The following is an 18,299-nucleotide window of genomic DNA, read 5'->3' as shown; positions in this document are numbered from 1 at the left end:
ACGCCGGATGGGAGGATGGGGGCATGGCACTCTCCGACGCCCCGCTGCTGCGCGCCCTCACCGGCGACCGCCCCGCCACCGCTCCGGTCTGGTTCATGCGCCAGGCCGGCCGCTCCCTGCCCGAGTACCGGGAGCTGCGGGTCGGCACGAGGATGCTCGACGCCTGCCTCACCCCCGACCTCGCCGCCGAGATCACCCTCCAGCCGGTGCGACGGCACGGCGTCGACGCGGCGGTGTTCTTCAGCGATATCGTCATCCCGCTGCGTCTCGCCGGCGTGGAGGTCGAGATCGAGCCCGGCCGCGGCCCCGTCTTCGCGAACCCGGCGCGGACGGTCGCGGACGTCGACCGCATCACGGCCATCGACCCGGAGAGCCTGGACGGCAGCGCCATCGCGGAGGCCGTCGGCATCGTCGTCGCGGAGCTCGGCGACACTCCGGTCATCGGCTTCGCGGGGGCGCCCTTCACCCTCGCCGCGTACCTCGTCGAGGGCGGTCCGTCCAAGGAGCACCTGCGCGCCCGCGGCATGATGCATGCGGAGCCCGAGGCCTGGCACCGTCTCGCGGGCTGGCTGGCGCAGATCTCGCGGCGGTTCCTGGAGACGCAGCGCGATGCCGGCGCCGCGGTCGTGCAGCTCTTCGACAGCTGGGCGGGCTCCCTCAGCCCCGCCGACTACCGCACCTTCGTGGCGCCGCACTCCCGCACGGCTCTGGACGGCATCGGCGTCCCGACCATCCACTTCGGCGTCGGCACCGGGCCCTTCCTCGGCGACATGCGGCTCGACGGCATCGCGGACGGCGTGGGGGTCGACTGGCGGCTGCCCCTCGACGAGGCCGCCGCGATCCTCGGCCCCGACGTGTCGGTGCAGGGCAACATCGACCCCGCGTTCCTCGGCGCGCCGTGGCCGGTGCTCGAGGCGCATGTCCGCGACGTGCTCGAGCGCGGTCGCGCGGCCCGCGGGCACATCCTTAACCTCGGCCACGGCGTGCCCCCGGAGACCGACCCCGACCAGCTCACGCGCATCGTCGAGCTCGTGCACGCCGGCTGACCTCCGTTCGAATCGCCTGCTTTGCGGCATCTGCGGCCCAGATGCAGCCATTCACGCGATTCGAAGCGCGCGCGCCAGCCGCAGGTCCGACAGGCCGAAGCGCCCGGTGGGCAGTGCCGCGCGGATGCTGTCGTCGTCGAACGGTCGTGAGGGGCGGATGCCCTCCGGCGGCTCCGGCGCCCACGGTGCCGGCTCGCTCACACCCTCCGCGAGCATCCGCGCCTGCGCCTTCGCCACCAGGGGCACGACCATGGTCCACTCCGTGAGCTGCGCGAGCACCCGTAGGGCCCAGGTCGGCACCGGGAGGAAGGCGGGGCGGCGTCCGGCGACACGGGCGATCCGGCGGATGGCCTCTCCGAGCGTCACCTCGTCCGCCCCCATCACCGCGACCGTCCGCTCCGGGATCCGCCCCTCCAGCGCGGCCACCAGCACGTCCGCGGCATCCTCGACCGGGACCGGGCGGGCGGTGCGTTCGCGGTAGCCGACCGTCCAGAAGAAGGGGAGGGTGCGGACGGCGCGGGTCACGTGATCGACCATGTGATCGCCGGGGCCGTAGATCATCCCGGACTTCAGGATCGTGTGCGGCAGCACGGAGCCGCGGACGATCTCCTCGGCCTCCCACTTCGACTCGTGGTAGCCGGAGCCGCAGTCGGGACGGGCGCGGAGGAAGCTCACCATGACGAGGCGTCGGACACCGGCGCGGCGGGCGGCTTCGACGACGGCGGCCGTCCCCTCCACGTGCACGCGGCGGAAGGTCTGGTCGCCGATCTCCCGGTTGATCCCGGCGCAGTGGGCCACGGCGTCGCACCCGGCGAACGCTGCGGTCAGCGCATCGACGTCCGTGATGTCCGCGCCGGAGCGTCGGGAGATCACCACGGGCTCCTCCAGGCGATCGGCGAGGGCGCGGCCGACGAATCCACTGCCTCCGGTGATGGCGACCTTCATGGTGTTCTCCTTCGCTAATTAGCTATCTGGCGAAACGGTATCTAGCGAAGGTGCTATATTGCAAGCATGGCCGACAGCGCATCCGACATCTTCGCGGCGCTCGCCCATCCCACCCGGCGGCAGATCCTGCAGGACCTCAAGGAGGGGGAGCTCGCCGCCGGGGAGATCGCGTCGCGGTTCTCCGCGAGCGGACCGACCATCTCCCGGCACCTGAGCGTGCTGCGGCAGGCGGGCCTCGTCTCCGAGCGTCGCGACGCCAACCGCATCTTCTACTCGCTCGTCGGCGAACGCCTGGCCCTCTCCGTCGGCGACTTCCTCTCCACCGTCTGCCCCGAGCAGATCGTCCTCCGCGAGGTCCGCAAGCGCAGTCGGGCCTGACCTCCGTTCGAATCGCGCACCTGGCTGCATCCGCGGCGATTATCCGGCCAATCGGGCGATTCGAAGCACAGGGGCGGTGAAAGGATGGAGGCATGAGCCCTGAGCGCCCCGCACCCGCCGAACCGGCCGACCTGGCCGCCCGTGCCGCACAGAAGCACGTCGTCGTGGTGGGAGGCGGCGTCGGCGGACTGGTGGCCGCCCGTGAGTGCGCGAAGGTCGGCATGCGGGTGACGCTGCTCGAGGGGTCCGAGGCCCTGGGCGGCGTGATCCGCAGGGTCGCCCTGGACGGGGTCGTCGTCGACGCCGGGGCGGAGAGCTACGCGACGAAGGGCGGGCATGTCCGCGCCCTCGTGGACGACCTCGGCCTCTCCGACCGCGTCGTGACGCCGCAGGCGGGAGGGGCGTGGCTCGCCGGGCTCCCCGGCGGCGGCGCGGCTCCGCTTCCAGCCGGCGGCATACTCGGCATCCCCGGCAACCCGTTCCAGGACGACGTCCGCCGCATCATCGGCTGGTCCGGCGCCTGGCGGGCCTATCTCGACCGGGTGCGCCCGCCGCTCACGATCGGGCACCAGCTGAGCCTCGGCCGCCTCGTCGCCTCGCGTATGGGGGAGAAGGTGCGCGACCGCCTCGTCGCCCCCGTCACCACGGGCGTCTACTCGGCATCCCCGGAGGACGTGGACATCGATGTCGCCGCCCACGGGCTCAACGCCGCCCTCACCCGCGTCGGCTCCCTGTCCGGTGCGGTGCTGGCCCTCCGCGGAGAGGGTGCGTCGCGCGGCGCGAAGACACCCGGTGCCGCCGTCGAGGGGCTCGTCGGCGGCATGAGCGTGCTCGTCGACGCCCTCGCGGCCGACCTCGACGAACTCGGTGCGACCGTCCGTACTCGCGTCCGGGCCCGTCGCCTCACCACCGACGGCACCACCTGGCGCGTCGTGGTCGAGGAGCCCGCCGCGGACCAGCCGATCGAGGGGGAGGAGGCGACCCAGGAGGCGGAGCTCGTCGCCGACGCCGTGATCGTCGCGACCTCCGAGCACGGCGCGCGGGAGCTGCTCGCGGGCGCCGTACCCGCCCTCGCGGCCGCCGACGCCGCGCCCGCCCCCGAGATCGAGATCATCAGTCTGCTGCTCGACGCGCCCGCGCTGCGCACCCCGCCCCGCGGCACCGGCGTGCTCACCGTTCCGCACAGCCACACGGCGAAGGCGCTCACGCACTCCACGGCGAAGTGGTCGTGGGTGCGGGAGGCCGCGGGCGACCGCGAGGTGGTCCGCGTCTCCTTCGGTGCGCAGGGGGAACCGGCGGCCACCGCGGCGCTGGATGACGGGGCCGCGATCGACCTCGCCCGCCGGGAGGCCTCGGCGCTCCTGGGGGTCCCGCTGTCGCCCGCCCAGGTCGTGGCGGGTCACCGTGGGCGCTTCGTGCAGGCGCAGCCCGCGTCGATCATCGGCTCGGGGGAGCGGCGTGCCGCAGCGCGTCAGGCCGTGCGGGGCGTGCCAGGACTGGCTGCTGTGGGCGCCTGGCTCGCGGGCACGGGACTCGCGCAGGTCGTGCCCGACGCTGCGGAGGAGGCGGACCGCCTGCGCCGCGCTCTCCTCTGGGACTGAGCGTCCGCCGAGCACGCGCGAGTGCGCTCGACGCCTCTGTGTCAACCCTCTGATCGATTGATGCCGAAATCGGCATACGGCGTTACGCTGGGTACCTGATCGCGGTGGAGACGCGGGCGATCGGCGTCCCCCGGGACGGACCACAGCCGGAACAACGTGAGGAGACCCCATGAAGGGGAAGATCGGACTCGTCGTCGGACTCGGCGTCGGCTATGTGCTCGGCACCCGCGCAGGACGCGAGCGCTACGAGCAGATCAAGACGCAGTGGCTGAAGGTCTGGAACACCGACCCCGTGCAGGAGCGCGTCGACAAGGTCAAGGGCTTCGTCGGCGACAAGGCCGCCGCGGTCCCGGGAGCCGTCTGGACCGGTGCCGTGAAGATCGTGAAGTCGGTCACCGGGGACGGCACGCCCGGGCAGAAGCTCGATGCCGTCATCGCCTCCGGCAAGGACGCGGCCGAGGAGATCTCGGACGCCGCGGAGGACGCGGTCGACGAGGTCAAGGAGCGCGCCGTCGACGCCCAGAAGCCGTCTGCCTCGAAGCCGGCCGCGAAGAAGCCCGCCCCGCGGAAGTCCGGCGACTGACATGCCCCGCGGATATCGGGATCGCGCCGACGACAGCCTGCTGACGCTGCTCGGCGACCTGCCGGAGCTCGTCACGAATCTGGTCAAGGCCGAGATCGACGCGGCCAAGGCGTGGGTGTCGCGCACCGCGAAGGACGCGGGGGTCGGCTCCGTCTGGTTCCTCGTCGCGCTGTTCTTCCTGTTCTGGGCCGTGCCCGTGATCCTCGTCTTCGCGATCGCGGGACTGTCGTCGTGGTGGCCGGTGTGGCTGTCCGCGCTGGCGGTGTTCGGCATCCTCATCATCGCCGTGCTGCTGTTCGCACTGCTCGGCATCCTGAAGTTCCGCAAGGTGCTCCGTCGCCAGAACCCCGCACAAGCCGTGGCCGAAGACATCCGAATCGTGAAGGAGGCCGGCGATGAGCACCCCTGAGTCGCTGCCGCGCACCGCGGTCCCCGCGGGAATCGTCGATCCCGTCGCCTCCGCGCGCGCCGAGCTGAAGGCGGCCCTCGCCGCCATCGAGGTCAAGGGGAACATCCCGCGGCGCGTCGAGAAGGCGTCGGCGCGCGCCGCCGTCAAGGCGCGTGCGTTCGCGGACCGCAATCCGGCTGCCGCGATCGCCGCGACGGTCGGGATCGCCGCCGCCGTCGGCGGGGCCGTGTGGGCCATCGCCCGCGCCATCGCGCGCTGAGCCACCCCCCGCACCGCCCTCGGGCGGGGGCAGTATTCCCCTGATTAGCGGCGCCTCCGCAAAGGGGGCAGACTGGGATCATGTCCGACCTGCGCGAAGAGAACCCGTCCGGTTACACCCTCTGGGCCGTCTGGCGACGCAATCCTGACGCCCCCGTCACCGAGAACGATGCGACCGAGCTCGAGTCGATCGTCTCGCACGTCGAGGACTCCGGCGTCACCGTCCGCGGCTTCTACGACGTCTCCGGGCTCAAGGCCGACGCCGACCTCATGGTGTGGCTGCACGGCGCCACCGCCGAGGAGCTGCAGAAGGCTCTCCGCCGCCTGCGCCGCACCGAGATGCTGCGCTCGCTCCTCCCGGTGTGGAACGTCATGGGTGTCCACCGTGACGCGGAGTTCAACCGCGCGCACGTCCCCGGCTTCCTCCGCGGCATCGAGCCCAAGGACTGGCTCTGCCTCTACCCGTTCGTCCGCACGCCGGAGTGGTATCTCGCGCCGGAGAGCGAGCGTCGCGCGATGCTCGCTGATCACGGACGCAAGGGTGCGGCGTTCACCGGCGTCATCGCGAACACGGTGGCCTCCTTCGCCCTCGGCGACTACGAGTGGCTGCTGCCGCTGGAAGCCGACGAGCTGACCGACCTCGTCGACATGATGCGCGACCTCCGCTACACCGACGCCCGCATGTTCGTGAAGGAGGAGGTGCCCTTCTACACGGGGCGCCGCCTGCGCTTCGACGAGATCGCGGACGTGCTGCAGTAAGCGCCATGAGCACCCCCATCCGTCTCGGCACCCGCCGCAGCGCGCTCGCGCAGGCGCAGTCGGGTCACGTCGCCGCCGCGCTCGAGAAGGTCACCGGCCGCCGCGTCGAGCTCGTCCCGATCACCAGCGAGGGCGACACCAATCGCGCCTCGCTGTCGGAGATCGGCGGCCTCGGCATCTTCGCCACCCGTCTCCGTGAGGCCCTCCTCGACGGCGAGTGCGACTTCCTCGTGCACTCCCTCAAGGACCTCCCCACCGCGGTGCCGGAGTCGCTCGTCATCGCCGCGACGCCCCGACGGGAGGATGCCCGCGACGTCGTGCTCACCCGACACGGCATCCCGCTGCACGAGCTCCCGGCGGGGAGCGCCGTGGGTACCGGGTCGCCGCGACGTATCGCTCAGGTCCACCGCCGTGCGCCTCGCGCCCACGTCGTGGACATCCGCGGCAACGTCGACTCCCGCCTCGCGCGCGTCGCCTCCGGAGAGCTGGACGCCGTGATCCTCGCCGCCGCCGGCCTCTCGCGACTCGGCACGGATTCGCCGCTGCATCGGGAGGAGCTCGGCCTCGCGGAATGGCCGACCGCTCCCGGCCAGGGATCCCTGGCGGTCGAGACACGGGCGGACGCGCCGGAGGAGCTGCGCACGGCGCTGTCGGCGCTGGATCATCGGGAGACGCGGCTCGCGATCACCGTCGAGCGCGCCATCCTGGAGGGACTGGATGCCGGTTGTCAAGCCCCCATGGCGGCGCACGCCGTCGTCCAAGACTCCGAGATCCGCGTCAGGACGGTCGTCTACGCCCCGGACGGCGGTCGGCGGATCGGTCTGGACGTCACGGAAGCCCTGAACGGGGAGTATATTCATCGGAACGGCAGTGGCAATGGTGCGGATGCTGCCGATGGTGCAGACCCGATGCACGCAGCGCGTGAGCTCGGGCTCGCTGTTGCCCGTCGGCTGCTCGATCAAGGGGCGGCCGACCTCGTCCCTCAAGAGCAATCCGAATTGTCATGACCACTTCTGAAAGCAAGCAGGACCGACCGCTGGACGGCTGGCGCATCCTCGTGCCCCGTGGCGGCCCCTGGGGCGACAGCGTCGCCGCGAGCCTCCGCGCTCTCGGCGCCGTCCCCGTCGTCGCCCCGCTCATCAACTTCGCTCCGACCACGGATCAGGCGACCCTCGACCGTGCGCTGGAGCAGCTCGCGGCCGGCGAGTTCGACTGGCTGACCGTCACGAGCGCGACCACGGTGGACGTGCTGTTCGCCCACCGCGCCGTCGTGCCGAAGACCACGAAGATCGCGGCCGTGGGGGAGACGACGGCCGCGGCGCTGCAGGCCGTGGGCTACGAGGTGGCCCTGGTTCCCGAACAGGACAACTCCGCGCAGGGCATGGCGCAGCAGCTCATCGCTCTGGAGCACGAGCCGCGCCGCATCCTGGCGCTGCGCAGCGAGATCGCCAAGCCCGTCCTCAGCATCCTGCTGTCCGAAGCGGGACACGACGTGCACGGCGTCGTCGCCTATCGCACGGTCGGCGTTCCGGTGACGGAGCGCATCCGGCGCGACGTCGAGAACGGCCGGATCAACGCGATCCTCATCACCAGCGGTTCGGTGGCCGAGCAGGTGCGGGAGCAGTTCCCCGAGATCCCGGACGAGACGCTGCTCGCGGCGATCGGCCCGCGGACGGCGAAGGACGCCGAGCGCGCCGGCCTGCCCGTCTCGGTGGTCGCCGATCGGCAGACCATCGATGCGCTGATCGAGGCCGTGTCGCAGTTCACCCTTCCGCATGCGGCAGACGAGTTCGCGCCGTGAGCTTCCCCGACATCCGCCTGCGCCGACTGCGTCAGTCGCGCGCCGTCCGCGACCTCGTGCGCGAGACCTCTCTCGAGCCGCGTCAGCTCGTGCTCCCGCTCTTCGTCCGCGAAGGGATCAGCGAGCCGGTCGCCATCGGGTCGATGCCCGGCGTCGCCCAGCACTCGATCGACTCGCTGCGTTCCGCGGCCGTGGAGGCCGCGGAGGCCGGGATCGGCGGGGTCATGCTGTTCGGCGTTCCCGCCGTGCGCGACGCCCGGGGCTCCGGCGCGGACGACCCGCAGGGCATCCTGAACGTCGCCACCGAGGCGCTGGCGGCCGAGGTCGGCGACGCGCTCGTCGTGCAGACCGACCTCTGCCTCGACGAGTTCACCGATCACGGGCACTGCGGCGTCCTCGCCGCCGACGGCTCGGTGGACAACGACGCGACCCTGGAGCGATACGCCTCGATGGCCCTCGCCCAGGCGCGCGCGGGATCGCAGCTGCTGGGGCTGTCCGGGATGATGGACGGCCAGGTCGCCGTGATCCGTCAGGCGCTCGACGCCGAGGGCTTCACCGACACCCTGATCCTGGCGTATGCCGCGAAGTACGCGAGCGCGTTCTACGGCCCGTTCCGCGAAGCCGTGGACTCGCAGCTCCAGGGAGACCGCCGCACGTATCAGCTCGACCCCGGCAACCGTCGCGAGGGCGTGCGGGAGGCGCTGGTCGACGAGGACGAGGGCGCGGACATCGTCATGGTGAAGCCGGCGATGGCCTTCCTCGACGTGCTGCGCGAGGTCCGCGACGCCGTGACCGTCCCGGTCTGGGCGTACCAGGTGTCGGGCGAGTACGCGATGATCGAGGCCGCCGCCGCGAACGGGTGGATCGATCGGCGCGCCGCGGTCCTCGAGTCGCTGCTGTCGATCCGCCGGGCAGGCGCCGACGCGGTGCTCACGTACTGGGCCACCGAAGCGGCCCGCTGGTTGCGCGGCTGACCCTTCGTCGGCCGCGGCCTCGGAAGGGCAGGCGGCGGGTTAGCCTGGAAGGGATGCCGGGAGAGCGCCGTGCATCACGGAGGAGCCTCGATGACCGACCGCAATGACGACCTTTTCTCTGCCGCCCGTGCGGTGATCCCCGGCGGGGTGAACTCTCCGGTGCGGGCCTACGGGTCGGTCGGCGGGACGCCGCGGTTCCTTGCCTCGGCGCGCGGCGCCACCGTGACCGACGCCGCGGGTCGCGAGTACGTCGACCTCGTCGCGTCCTGGGGTCCCGCACTGCTCGGACACGCGCAGCCCGAGGTCGTCGCCGCCGTGCAGGAGGCCGCCACCCGCGGGCTCTCCTTCGGCGCTCCGACCGAGGGGGAGGTCGAGCTCGCCGCGCTCATCGCCGACCGCGTCCGCTTCGGCGAGATCCGTCCCGTGGAGCGTGTCCGTCTCGTCTCGACGGGCACCGAGGCCACCATGACCGCGATCCGCCTCGCCCGCGGTGCGACCGGCCGCGATCTGCTCGTGAAGTTCGCCGGCCACTATCACGGCCACTCCGACGGCCTGCTCGCCGAGGCGGGCTCCGGGGTCGCCACGCTCGCGCTTCCCGGTTCGGCCGGCGTGCCCGCGCCGATCGCCGCGCAGACGCTCGTGATCCGCTACAACGACCCCGAGGCGCTCGCCGCCGTCTTCGCCGAGCACGGTCCCCGCATCGCGGCCGTCATCGTGGAGGCCTCGGCCGCGAACATGGGCGTGGTGCCCCCGCTCCCGGGATTCAACCGCCTCATCGCGGAGACCGCGCACGCCCACGGTGCTCTGATGATCCTCGACGAGGTCCTCACCGGCTTCCGGGTGCACCCGGCCGGCTTCTGGGGCCTCCAGGCGCAGGCCGGAGAGGACTACCTGCCCGACATCCTCACCTTCGGGAAAGTCGTCGGCGGCGGTATGCCGCTGGCGGCTCTCGGTGGCCGTGCCGAGGTCATGGACCTCCTGGCGCCCGTCGGCCCCGTCTACCAGGCGGGGACGCTCTCCGGGAATCCGCTGTCCGTGGCCGCGGGCCTGGCCACGCTCCGCCTCGCGACGCCGGAGGTCTACGCGACCGTCGACGCCGCAGCCGCTCGGGTCTCGTCGGCTCTCGACCGCGCGCTCGCCGAGGCCGGAGTGACCCACGCCCTCGCCTCCGCCGGCAACCTCTTCAGCGCCTCGTTCCGCGCCTCCGCCCCGCGCGACTACGCCGAGGCGCAGGCGCAGGAGTCGTTCCGGTACGCGGCGTTCTTCCACGCGATGCGCGAGCACGGCGTCGCGCTGCCGCCGAGCGTCTTCGAGGCCTGGTTCCTCACCGCCGCGCACGGCGAGGACGAGCTCGAGCGGATCGAGGAAGCCCTGCCGCACGCCGCTCAGGCCGCCCAGACCGCGCGCCCCTGATCGCTGCCCCGCTGCTCGTTCGCGTGACTCGTTCGCGTGAGAACAGGCAGCCGCGCGGGGGCAGGCACCCTTGGACACCGTTGCCTGATCTCCCGCGAACGCCTGCAGGCCCGAAGCCCTTCGGCATCAGGCCTTCGCGCGGAGCCAGGCTTACGCCCGCGGCAGCGCCTGTTCGTGCGTGGGAGCCTGTCCTCGCGAAGGAGTCGTGAGGGCAGGACTGAGGGATTCCGACAAGGGATCGTTGCGTTCCTGTGAGCAACTTCCAGCCAACCGGGAGGACGGCGCTGGCAGACTGGGGGCATGGTGACGTTGTTGCTGGACCAGACGCAACTCGAGGTCGTGCTCTCGCCCATCGAACGTGCCGCCACCTTCCACCGCGAGAACGTCCGCATCGTGCGCGACACGATCACCAAGGTCCAGCTGACAGACGACGCCTGGACCTGGCTCCGCGGCGTCCCGAATCCGGGTACCCACATCCCGGGCGTGCTGGCCGCCGGAAGCTGGAAGGCCGCGGGGAGCCTCGACTTCGTGCTGATCCGCCGTCGACGTCCGAGCGTGGTCGTCGATCTCGAGGGCGATCCGCAGTACAACCGTCTGATCCTGACCACACGGCACGGCCTGGCGCTGACGCAGGCGCTGCGCCTCCCGGTGTCCGAGGAGCCCACGACGGTCGAGGAGATCGTCGCCACGGCTCCGACCCCGGTGTCGAAGGGCAGTCGGCGCCCGGTCATCCGACCACGTCCGGCCTGATCCCGGATGCAGAACGCCCTCCCGGTCGACCGGGAGGGCGTTCTGCTGCGGGGGCTCAGCCGTGGTGCTCGTCGTCGTGGTGCTCGTCGCCACGGTCGTCCGCGGGGGCGTGCTGCTCCGCCGGGGTCTCCGTATCGACTGCGGACTCGTCGCTCGCGATCTCGTCCTGCGGAGCCCCGTCGCCGGACGACGTCTCCTCCGCCGGAGCGAGCGGGTAGTCGCGCGGCTCGTCCTCGTAGTAGGCGCGTGCGGCGGCGGCCAGCATCGAGCTCACGGCGGCCGATCGCGGGTCGTCGTCGGACCCAGGAGAGGCGTCCTCGCCCTGCGCTGCGGCCTCGGCGGTGTCCTCGGACGGCGCGATCTCATCGTCCGCCGACGAGGCGTCCAGACCGGTGAAGAACTCCACGCCCGCGGGCTCCTCGCCACCGGAGGCGCTGTCGGGCGCGTCGGTGCTCGTGCTGTCGGCCGGTGCATCGGCAGCGGAGCCGACGGCCTCGGCGGGGGGCTCGTCGGTCGTCGACGGCGACTCGGACGCGGGCTCGGGCTCGGACTCGGCCTCGGTCTCGCCGGGAGCGTCCTTCGCCGCCGGCTGCGCGGATGACTCGGTCTCCGCGTCTGCGGACGCGGCTGCGAACAGGGCGGCGAAGGACCGCCGCGGAGACTCGGCGACGGGCGCGGGCGCACCGAAGAGGATGTCGTCGAACGACGGCGAGTTCTCGGCCTCCGCGTCGGTATCCGCATCCGCGGGCTGCGCGTCTGCGGTCGCGTCGACCACGGGCAGGATCCGGGTCGCGTCGTCGTCGGCGGAGACGACGGGAAGGGCCCGGGTCGCATCCTCGTCCGCGGTGGCATCCGCCTCGTCGGTCGGAGCGGTGTCGTCGGCGATCGTCTCGGCGGTGACAGGGCCCGTGGCCTGAGGCGTCAGGTCGTCGGCGAGCGCGGCGGTGCCGCCGGCTGCGAGAGCCGCAGCGGCGGTCCCTGCGGCTTCATCCGTCGACGGGCCGTCCGTCGGAGACTCCTCTGCCGGAGCCTCAGCGGCGGTCGCGGACTCGGGATCCTCCTCGGCGGGAGCCTCCGTCTGATCGAGCGCCGGGGCGGTGTCGAAGCGGCCGCCCCGCATGAGGTCGATGAAGACGTCCTCCAGCGTCGGGCCGCGCTGCACGAGCGTGCTGAGAGCGATACCGGCGTCCGCAGCGACGGCGCCGACGCGGCTGGCGTCGGTCCCGCGCACGGTCAGCCCGGAGCGGAGCACCTCGATGTCGAACCCGGCGGCGACCAGCGCGGTCGTGAGGCCGGGGCGATCGGCCGAGTCGACGACCACGGAGCCGCCGGCCGGATCGGCCAGCGTCTCGATGCCGCTCGACAGCACGAGGCGTCCCTTGGAGAGCACGAGCACGTGGTCGGCGACCTGCTCGATCTCGCTGAGCACGTGGGAGGAAACCAGCACGGTGCGCCCTTCGTCGGCGAGGCGACGCATCAGCAGCCGCATCCAGCGGATGCCCTCCGGGTCGAGGCCGTTCGCCGGCTCGTCGAAGACGAGGGCGCCGGGGTCGCCGAGGAGCGCGTGGGCGACGCTGAGGCGCTGGCGCATGCCGAGCGAGAACCCGCCGATGCGCGTGTCCGCCTCGCCCTCCAGGTCGACGAGGGAGATGACCTCGTCGACGCGGGCCAGGCGGATGCCGTTGGCCTTCGCGGCGATGGTGAGCTGACGGCTCGCCGTGCGGCGCGGCCGATAGGCCGTCTCCTCCAGCACGGCGCCGATCGTGCGCAGCGGCTGCCGCAGCTCCGCGTAGGCGGCCCCGCCGATCGTGGCGGTGCCGGACGTGGCGCGCACCTGGCCGAGCAGGATGCGCAGGGTCGTCGTCTTGCCGGCACCGTTGGGGCCGAGGAAGGCGGTGACGGCGCCGGGCTCGACACGGGCGGAGAAATCCGAGACGGCCGTCACCTCGTTGAAGCGCTTCGTCACATTCGTGAACTCGAGCACCTGTCCTTCGGGCATCCGGGACCTCTCGTTGCGATGAACAGTTCCTCCTATCCTGCCGGAAAACCGCCCCGGAACCCGCATTTCGTGCGGAATCCGGCCGCACGCGACGGGGTAGCCTGGCACCCGTGACCGATACCCCCGCCGCGCCCCGTGTCCTCATCCGCACCGAAGGAGCGCTCGGGCGGCTCACGCTCAACCGCCCCGAGGCGATCAATGCGCTCGATGAGGACATGATCGCGACCATCACGGAGGCGCTGGTGGCCTGGCGCGACGACTCCGACGTGCAGATCGTCCTCATCGACGGCGCGGGGGAGCGCGGCATGTGCGCGGGCGGCGACGTGCGTCGCCTGCACGGCCAGATCACGTCCGGCCATCCGGAGCAGTCTGCGGAGTTCTTCCGAGGCGAGTACGCGATGAACGCCATGATCGCGGAGTACCCGAAGCCCGTGGTCGCGCTCGCCGACGGGATCACGATGGGCGGCGGTATCGGTCTGGCAGGGCATGCCGCGATCCGCGTGGTCACCGAACGCTCGAAGCTCGCCATGCCGGAGACCCGGATCGGCTTCACGCCCGACGTCGGCGGCACCTGGCTGCTGGGGCAGGCGCCGGGACGGCTCGGCGAGTACCTCGGCCTCACCGGGGCCACGATGAACGGTGCCGACGCCGTATACGCGGGCTTCGCGGATCACTTCGTCCCCTCCGACCGCCTCGACGCGCTGCGCGAGGCGCTGGCCTACCGCGCCGACCCGACGAGTCCCAGCGAGATCGTCCTGCTCTTCGACGAGACGCCGGAGCCGTCCTCGCTTCCCGCCGCGCGGGGGTGGATCGACGATGCGTTCGCCGCCCCGACCGTGCCCGAGATCCTCGAGCGGCTCCGCGCGCTCGGCACCGAGGAAGCGGCGGCCGTCGCCGACCTGCTCGACGATCTGGCTCCGACGGGCCTCGTCGTGACGCTCGACGCCGTGCGGGAGGCCCGGGAGATGACCGGGCTCCGCGCCGCGCTGGAGGGCGAGTACCGCCGGGTGCTCTGGTTCGTGAACGAACACCCCGACCTGGTGGAGGGCATCCGCGCGCAGCTCGTCGACAAGGATCGCAACCCGCGGTGGCAGCCGGCCTCCCTCGCCGAGCTCGGCCCCGACGCCGGGGCGCCCGCCCGCGACTACGTTCCGCAGCCCGCGCTGTTCTGACGCGCGCCACAGTTCTTTAGGGGCGGCCATTGATCGCCTGCGTGCAGAAAGACGTGGGTGACACGGCACCGGTTCGCTGTGAGCGAAGGTCCTCCCGGAGGGGGATCCGAATGTCGCCGCTTCGTGGCACCCTGTCCTATGGCCGGTCGTCGGTCGGCATCCGTCTGCCGGGAGACCCGCCGCCTCCTCCTTCCGAGAAAGTACGCCTGTGCTGGGAAAACTCCTCCTCCGATATCTGTCACGCTACAAGTGGCTCCTCGTCGCCGTGCTGGTCTTCCAGTTCGCCAGCGCGGCCGCCACCCTCTACCTGCCGTACCTCAACGCCGACATCATCGACAAGGGCGTCGCGCAGGGCGACACCGCGTACATCTGGCGCACCGGCCTGTTCATGCTGGCCGTGTCATTCGGCCAGATCGTGGCCTCGGTCATCGCGACCTTCTTCGCCGCCCGCGCCGCGATGGGCGCCGGCCGTGACATCCGCGCCGACGTCTTCGGCAAGGTGAGCGGCTTCTCCGAGCGCGAGGTCTCGCAGTTCGGTGCCGGATCCCTCATCACCCGCAACACGAACGACGTGCAGCAGGTGCAGATGCTGGCGATGATGGGCGCGACCATGCTCGTCACCGCCCCGCTGCTCGCGATCGGCGGCATCATCTTCGCCGTGCGGACCAGCGCCGAGCTGAGCTGGCTGATCGCCGTCGCCGTCCCCGTGCTCCTCGTCCTCGCGGCGCTCGTCATCGGCCGGATGGTCCCGCTCTTCCGCAGCTACCAGGGCAAGCTCGACAACGTGAACCGCATCATGCGCGAGCAGCTCACCGGCGTCCGCGTGGTGCGGGCCTTCGTCCGGGAGCGCATCGAGGAGGAGCGCTTCCGCGGCGCGAACACCGACATCATGGTCGTCGGCCGCAAAGTCGGCTCGCTGTTCGTGCTGCTGTTCCCGCTCTTCATGCTCATCCTCAACGTGACGGTCGTCGCCGTCATCTGGTTCGGCGGCATCGAGGTCAACAACGGCACCGTGCAGGTGGGCACCTTGTTCGCCTTCATGCAGTACATCGGCCAGATCATGGGCGGCGTCATCATGGCCAGCTTCATGGCGATGATGATCCCGCGCGCCGCGGTCTCCGCCGAGCGCATCGGCGAGGTGCTGAACACGGAGTCCACGATGACCCGCCCGGTGGACGGCGTCACCGTCTTCCCGACCCCGGGTGCCGTCGCGTTCGACGACGTGGAGTTCACGTACCCCGGCGCCGACGCCCCCGTCCTCACCGGCATCAGCTTCGCCGCGGAGCCGGGCGAGACCGTCGCGATCGTCGGCTCCACCGGGTCGGGCAAGACCACGCTCGTCTCGCTCATCCCGCGCCTGTTCGACGTGTCCGGCGGGTCCGTGCACGTCGGCGGCGTAGACGTCCGCGAGGCCGACGTCGAGGCGCTGTGGGACAGCATCGGCCTGGTGCCGCAGCGTCCCTTCCTCTTCACCGGCACCGTCGCGTCCAACCTGCGCTACGGCCGCGAGGACGCCACCGACGAGGAGCTCTGGCACGCGCTGGAGATCGCCCAGGGTCGCGACTTCGTGGAGGAGATGCCGGACGGCCTCGACTCCCGCATCGCCCAGGGGGGCACGAACGTGTCCGGCGGTCAGCGCCAGCGCCTGGCGATCGCGCGGGCCATCGTGCACCGGCCGCAGGTGCTCGTGTTCGACGACTCCTTCTCCGCGCTCGACCTCACGACGGATGCCCGGCTGCGGCAGGCGCTGTGGCGCGAGCTCCCGCACGTGACGAAGATCGTGGTCGCGCAGCGCGTCTCCACGATCACCGACGCGGACCGCATCGTGGTCCTCGAGGGCGGCACCATGGTCGGCGTCGGCACCCATGAGGAGCTGCTGGAGACCAGCGAGACCTATCGCGAGATCGTCGAGTCGCAGCTGGGGGTGGACGCATGAGCGAGCAGGACCCTTCGACACGCTCAGGGAACCAGGGTCGGCGCCGTCGCGGACGGGGCGCGGCCGCCGCGCCCACGGTCGAGCGGGAGCTCACCGCCGAGGAGCAGTACGAGGCGGAGCTCGCCGAGCAGGCGCGGCAGAACTCCGGCGACTGGGACAGCGTCGCGCCGGGCAAGGCCGACAACTTCGGCCCGAGCTTCGCGCGGATGATCGGGCTGCTCAAGCCCTCCGCGGTGTGGTTCGTCTTCGTGTCGATCCTCGGTGCGATCGGGGTCGTGCTGACCGTCGCCGCCCCGAAGGTGCTCGCCGAGGCGACGAACATCGTCTATCGCGGCTTCATCTCGATCCAGCTCGGTCAGCCCACCGGCGACTTCCCCGGCTTCCCGGCCGGGACCCCGCAGGACGTCGTCGTCGACGCGCTGCGGGACGCCGGGCAGAACGACTTCGCCAACCAGGTGGGCGCGCTCGGCGACTTCCGGGTCGGCGACGGCATCGACTTCGACGCGCTGCGCTGGGTGATCGCCGCGGTTCTCGCGATCTACGTCGTGGCCGCGTTCCTCAGCTGGCTGCAGGGATACGTCATCAACGTCATCATGGTGCGCACCATGTGGCGGCTGCGCGAGGCCGTCGAGGCGAAGATCAACCGGCTCCCGCTGGCGTACTTCGACAAGGTGCAGCGCGGCGAGCTGATCTCGCGGGTGACGAACGACATCGACAACATCACCCAGACCATGCAGCAGTCGCTGTCGGGAGCACTGACCGCCGTGCTGACGGTGATCGGCGTGCTCGTGATGATGTTCTCGATCTCGTGGCAGCTCGCCCTCGTCGCCCTCGTGGCGCTTCCGCTCATGGGCGTGATCTTCGGCGTCATCGGACCGCGGTCGCAGAAGGCCTTCGGCACGCAGTGGCGCAAGGTCGGCCGGCTCAACGCGCGGGTCGAGGAGGCCTTCTCCGGCCACGCGCTGGTCAAGGTGTTCGGCCGCGAGCAGGACGCGCTGGACAAGTTCAAGGCCGAGAACGAGGAGCTCTTCCAGGCGAGCTTCAAGGCGCAGTTCCTCTCGGGCATCATCATGCCCGCGATGACCTTCGTCGGCAGCCTCACCTACGTCGGCATCGCGGTGCTCGGCGGGCTCATGGTCGCGAGCGGGCAGCTGCGGCTCGGCGACGTGCAGGCGTTCATTCAGTACTCGCAGCAGTTCACGCAGCCGCTGTCCGAGCTGGGCGGCATGGCCGCCGTCGTGCAGTCCGGCACCGCCTCGGCGGAGCGGGTGTTCGACCTGCTCGACGCCGATGAGCAGGAGGCCGACGCCCCCGACGCCCCTGCTCTCCGCGAAGGGGAGGGCGTGATCGAGTTCGAGAACGTCTCCTTCTCCTACTCGCCGGAGCGTCCGCTCATCACCGATCTGTCGTTCCGGGTGGAGCCGGGGCAGACCGTCGCGATCGTCGGACCCACGGGTGCCGGCAAGACGACGCTCGTGAACCTCATCATGCGGTTCTACGAACTCAGCGGCGGACGGATCACGCTGGACGGTCAGGACATCTCGACCATCACGCGTGACGACCTCCGGTCCCGCACCGGCATGGTGCTCCAGGACCCCTGGCTGTTCGCCGGGAGCATCCGCGAGAACATCCGCTACGGACGCTCGACCGCGACGGACGAGGAGGTGCTGGCCGCCGCGCGGGCGACCTACGTCGACCGCTTCGTGCACGCGCTTCCGGATGGGTACGACACCGTGCTCGACGAGGACGCGTCGAATGTCTCGGCCGGTGAGCGGCAGCTCATCACGATCGCCCGGGCGTTCGTGGCGCAGCCGTCGATCCTCATCCTTGACGAGGCCACCTCGGCGGTCGACACCCGCACCGAGCTGCTGCTGCAGAACGCCATGGCCGCGCTCCGACAGGGGCGCACCTCGTTCGTCATCGCGCACCGGCTGTCGACCATCCGCGACGCGGACCTCATCCTCGTGATGGAGCATGGCGACATCGTCGAGAAGGGCACGCACGACGAGCTCATCGCCGCGCAGGGCGCGTACTGGCGGCTGTACCAGTCGCAGTTCGAGCAGGCGGCGACCGACCTCGACGCGGAAGCGGCCCTGACCGGGTCGTCTCCGGTCGTGGTGACGGGAGAGGCCGACGCCGAGGCCCGCGCGGAGGAGCAGGCGGCCGATGCCGTGGCGGGTGCCGCCGTCGGTGCCCAGCTTCCCGGAGCGGAGGCGGCCGCCGCGCAGGCGCTCCTCGACGACGGGGCGGACGGCGCGTCGCCTCGTCCCTGATC

Annotated in this window: 17 protein-coding genes; 15 read left to right on the top strand and 2 right to left on the bottom strand. The window is 71.6% G+C overall.

Translation table 11 applies throughout. From position 1 onward, the window contains the following. Positions 1-23: 23 nt before the first annotated feature. On the top strand, positions 24-1,046 hold the full coding sequence (hemE, locus tag BV453_RS05800; protein WP_249521097.1) for a uroporphyrinogen decarboxylase: 1,023 nt from the start codon (positions 24-26) through the stop codon (positions 1,044-1,046). A 51-nt stretch (positions 1,047-1,097) separates the two neighbouring features. On the opposite strand, the gene BV453_RS05795 is transcribed toward hemE, so the two are convergent. After that, positions 1,098-1,991 carry an NAD(P)H-binding protein gene (locus BV453_RS05795; protein ID WP_249521096.1) on the bottom strand — a complete coding sequence of 298 codons (894 nt, stop codon included), beginning with the start codon at positions 1,989-1,991 and terminating at the stop codon, positions 1,098-1,100. 66 nt (positions 1,992-2,057) lie between these two features. Here BV453_RS05795 and BV453_RS05790 point away from each other — a divergent pair, with 66 nt between their 5' ends. The 11 genes from BV453_RS05790 (at position 2,058) to BV453_RS05740 (ending at position 10,917) form a co-directional block, all read left to right on the top strand. Continuing rightward, positions 2,058-2,369 carry a metalloregulator ArsR/SmtB family transcription factor gene (locus BV453_RS05790; RefSeq protein WP_029989796.1) on the top strand — a complete coding sequence of 104 codons (312 nt, stop codon included), beginning with the start codon at positions 2,058-2,060 and terminating at the stop codon, positions 2,367-2,369. Between the two features lie 92 nt (positions 2,370-2,461). Further along, entirely contained in the window at positions 2,462-3,970 is a 1,509-nt protein-coding gene (locus BV453_RS05785; RefSeq protein WP_249521095.1) for an NAD(P)/FAD-dependent oxidoreductase, read from the top strand. Between the two features lie 169 nt (positions 3,971-4,139). Beyond that, positions 4,140-4,553 carry a hypothetical protein gene (locus BV453_RS05780; protein ID WP_249521094.1) on the top strand — a complete coding sequence of 138 codons (414 nt, stop codon included), beginning with the start codon at positions 4,140-4,142 and terminating at the stop codon, positions 4,551-4,553. Position 4,554: 1 nt separating this feature from the next. Then, positions 4,555-4,962 carry a phage holin family protein gene (locus BV453_RS05775; protein ID WP_025104873.1) on the top strand — a complete coding sequence of 136 codons (408 nt, stop codon included), beginning with the start codon at positions 4,555-4,557 and terminating at the stop codon, positions 4,960-4,962. Then, positions 4,949-5,221, top strand: a complete 273-nt coding sequence (locus BV453_RS05770) for a hypothetical protein (RefSeq protein WP_025104872.1) — start codon at positions 4,949-4,951, stop codon at positions 5,219-5,221. Before BV453_RS05775 ends, BV453_RS05770 begins: the two co-directional genes overlap by 14 nt. Before the next feature lie 80 nt (positions 5,222-5,301). Then, positions 5,302-5,979 (top strand): hydrogen peroxide-dependent heme synthase, encoded by a 678-nt coding sequence (gene hemQ / locus BV453_RS05765; protein ID WP_174235391.1) that lies wholly within the window; start codon positions 5,302-5,304, stop codon positions 5,977-5,979. Positions 5,980-5,984: 5 nt separating this feature from the next. Continuing rightward, positions 5,985-6,986: a hydroxymethylbilane synthase gene (gene hemC, locus BV453_RS05760; protein WP_249521093.1), complete on the top strand. Its 1,002-nt coding sequence runs from the start codon at positions 5,985-5,987 to the stop codon at positions 6,984-6,986. Next, on the top strand, positions 6,983-7,780 hold the full coding sequence (locus tag BV453_RS05755; RefSeq protein WP_025104869.1) for a uroporphyrinogen-III synthase: 798 nt from the start codon (positions 6,983-6,985) through the stop codon (positions 7,778-7,780). The genes hemC and BV453_RS05755 overlap by 4 nt, the downstream gene beginning before the upstream one ends. After that, the gene (hemB, locus tag BV453_RS05750) at positions 7,777-8,754 is read left to right on the top strand and encodes a porphobilinogen synthase (protein ID WP_126894230.1); all 978 of its coding nucleotides are present in this window, start codon (positions 7,777-7,779) and stop codon (positions 8,752-8,754) included. The genes BV453_RS05755 and hemB overlap by 4 nt, the downstream gene beginning before the upstream one ends. 90 nt (positions 8,755-8,844) lie before the next feature. Beyond that, positions 8,845-10,167 (top strand): glutamate-1-semialdehyde 2,1-aminomutase, encoded by a 1,323-nt coding sequence (locus tag BV453_RS05745; RefSeq protein ID WP_249521092.1) that lies wholly within the window; start codon positions 8,845-8,847, stop codon positions 10,165-10,167. Positions 10,168-10,467: 300 nt separating this feature from the next. Then, positions 10,468-10,917 (top strand): hypothetical protein, encoded by a 450-nt coding sequence (locus BV453_RS05740; protein ID WP_025104866.1) that lies wholly within the window; start codon positions 10,468-10,470, stop codon positions 10,915-10,917. Between the two features lie 55 nt (positions 10,918-10,972). Here the strand turns inward: BV453_RS05740 and BV453_RS05735 are convergent, their stop codons facing one another. Next, positions 10,973-12,916 (bottom strand): ATP-binding cassette domain-containing protein, encoded by a 1,944-nt coding sequence (locus BV453_RS05735; RefSeq protein WP_249521091.1) that lies wholly within the window; start codon positions 12,914-12,916, stop codon positions 10,973-10,975. Between the two features lie 110 nt (positions 12,917-13,026). Between BV453_RS05735 and BV453_RS05730 the strand changes: the two genes are divergently transcribed. From BV453_RS05730 to BV453_RS05720, 3 genes are all read left to right on the top strand, one after another. Further along, positions 13,027-14,088, top strand: a complete 1,062-nt coding sequence (locus BV453_RS05730; RefSeq protein ID WP_249521090.1) for an enoyl-CoA hydratase/isomerase family protein — start codon at positions 13,027-13,029, stop codon at positions 14,086-14,088. Positions 14,089-14,296: 208 nt separating this feature from the next. After that, the gene (locus BV453_RS05725; RefSeq protein ID WP_025104863.1) at positions 14,297-16,024 is read left to right on the top strand and encodes an ABC transporter ATP-binding protein; all 1,728 of its coding nucleotides are present in this window, start codon (positions 14,297-14,299) and stop codon (positions 16,022-16,024) included. Continuing rightward, positions 16,021-18,297, top strand: a complete 2,277-nt coding sequence (locus tag BV453_RS05720; RefSeq protein WP_249521089.1) for an ABC transporter ATP-binding protein — start codon at positions 16,021-16,023, stop codon at positions 18,295-18,297. The genes BV453_RS05725 and BV453_RS05720 overlap by 4 nt, the downstream gene beginning before the upstream one ends. Positions 18,298-18,299: the final 2 nt, after the last annotated feature.

The sequence above is a fragment of the Microbacterium sp. ER1 genome (assembly GCF_023383675.1).
Lineage (GTDB): Bacteria > Actinomycetota > Actinomycetes > Actinomycetales > Microbacteriaceae > Microbacterium.
The sequence above is the reverse complement of the archived record's forward strand: the minus strand, read 5'-3'. Positions and strand labels throughout refer to the sequence as shown.

Excerpts from the sequence above, each read along its gene's own strand:
- hemE (WP_249521097.1), top strand. The coding sequence starts at position 24 with ATGGCACTCTCCGACGCCCCGCTGCTGCGCGCCCTCACCGGCGACCGC.
- BV453_RS05795 (WP_249521096.1), bottom strand. The coding sequence starts at position 1,991 with ATGAAGGTCGCCATCACCGGAGGCAGTGGATTCGTCGGCCGCGCCCTC.
- BV453_RS05790 (WP_029989796.1), top strand. The coding sequence starts at position 2,058 with ATGGCCGACAGCGCATCCGACATCTTCGCGGCGCTCGCCCATCCCACC.
- BV453_RS05785 (WP_249521095.1), top strand. The coding sequence starts at position 2,462 with ATGAGCCCTGAGCGCCCCGCACCCGCCGAACCGGCCGACCTGGCCGCC.
- BV453_RS05780 (WP_249521094.1), top strand. The coding sequence starts at position 4,140 with ATGAAGGGGAAGATCGGACTCGTCGTCGGACTCGGCGTCGGCTATGTG.
- BV453_RS05775 (WP_025104873.1), top strand. The coding sequence starts at position 4,555 with ATGCCCCGCGGATATCGGGATCGCGCCGACGACAGCCTGCTGACGCTG.
- BV453_RS05770 (WP_025104872.1), top strand. The coding sequence starts at position 4,949 with ATGAGCACCCCTGAGTCGCTGCCGCGCACCGCGGTCCCCGCGGGAATC.
- hemQ (WP_174235391.1), top strand. The coding sequence starts at position 5,302 with ATGTCCGACCTGCGCGAAGAGAACCCGTCCGGTTACACCCTCTGGGCC.
- hemC (WP_249521093.1), top strand. The coding sequence starts at position 5,985 with ATGAGCACCCCCATCCGTCTCGGCACCCGCCGCAGCGCGCTCGCGCAG.
- BV453_RS05755 (WP_025104869.1), top strand. The coding sequence starts at position 6,983 with ATGACCACTTCTGAAAGCAAGCAGGACCGACCGCTGGACGGCTGGCGC.
- BV453_RS05745 (WP_249521092.1), top strand. The coding sequence starts at position 8,845 with ATGACCGACCGCAATGACGACCTTTTCTCTGCCGCCCGTGCGGTGATC.
- BV453_RS05740 (WP_025104866.1), top strand. The coding sequence starts at position 10,468 with ATGGTGACGTTGTTGCTGGACCAGACGCAACTCGAGGTCGTGCTCTCG.
- BV453_RS05735 (WP_249521091.1), bottom strand. The coding sequence starts at position 12,916 with ATGCCCGAAGGACAGGTGCTCGAGTTCACGAATGTGACGAAGCGCTTC.
- BV453_RS05720 (WP_249521089.1), top strand. The coding sequence starts at position 16,021 with ATGAGCGAGCAGGACCCTTCGACACGCTCAGGGAACCAGGGTCGGCGC.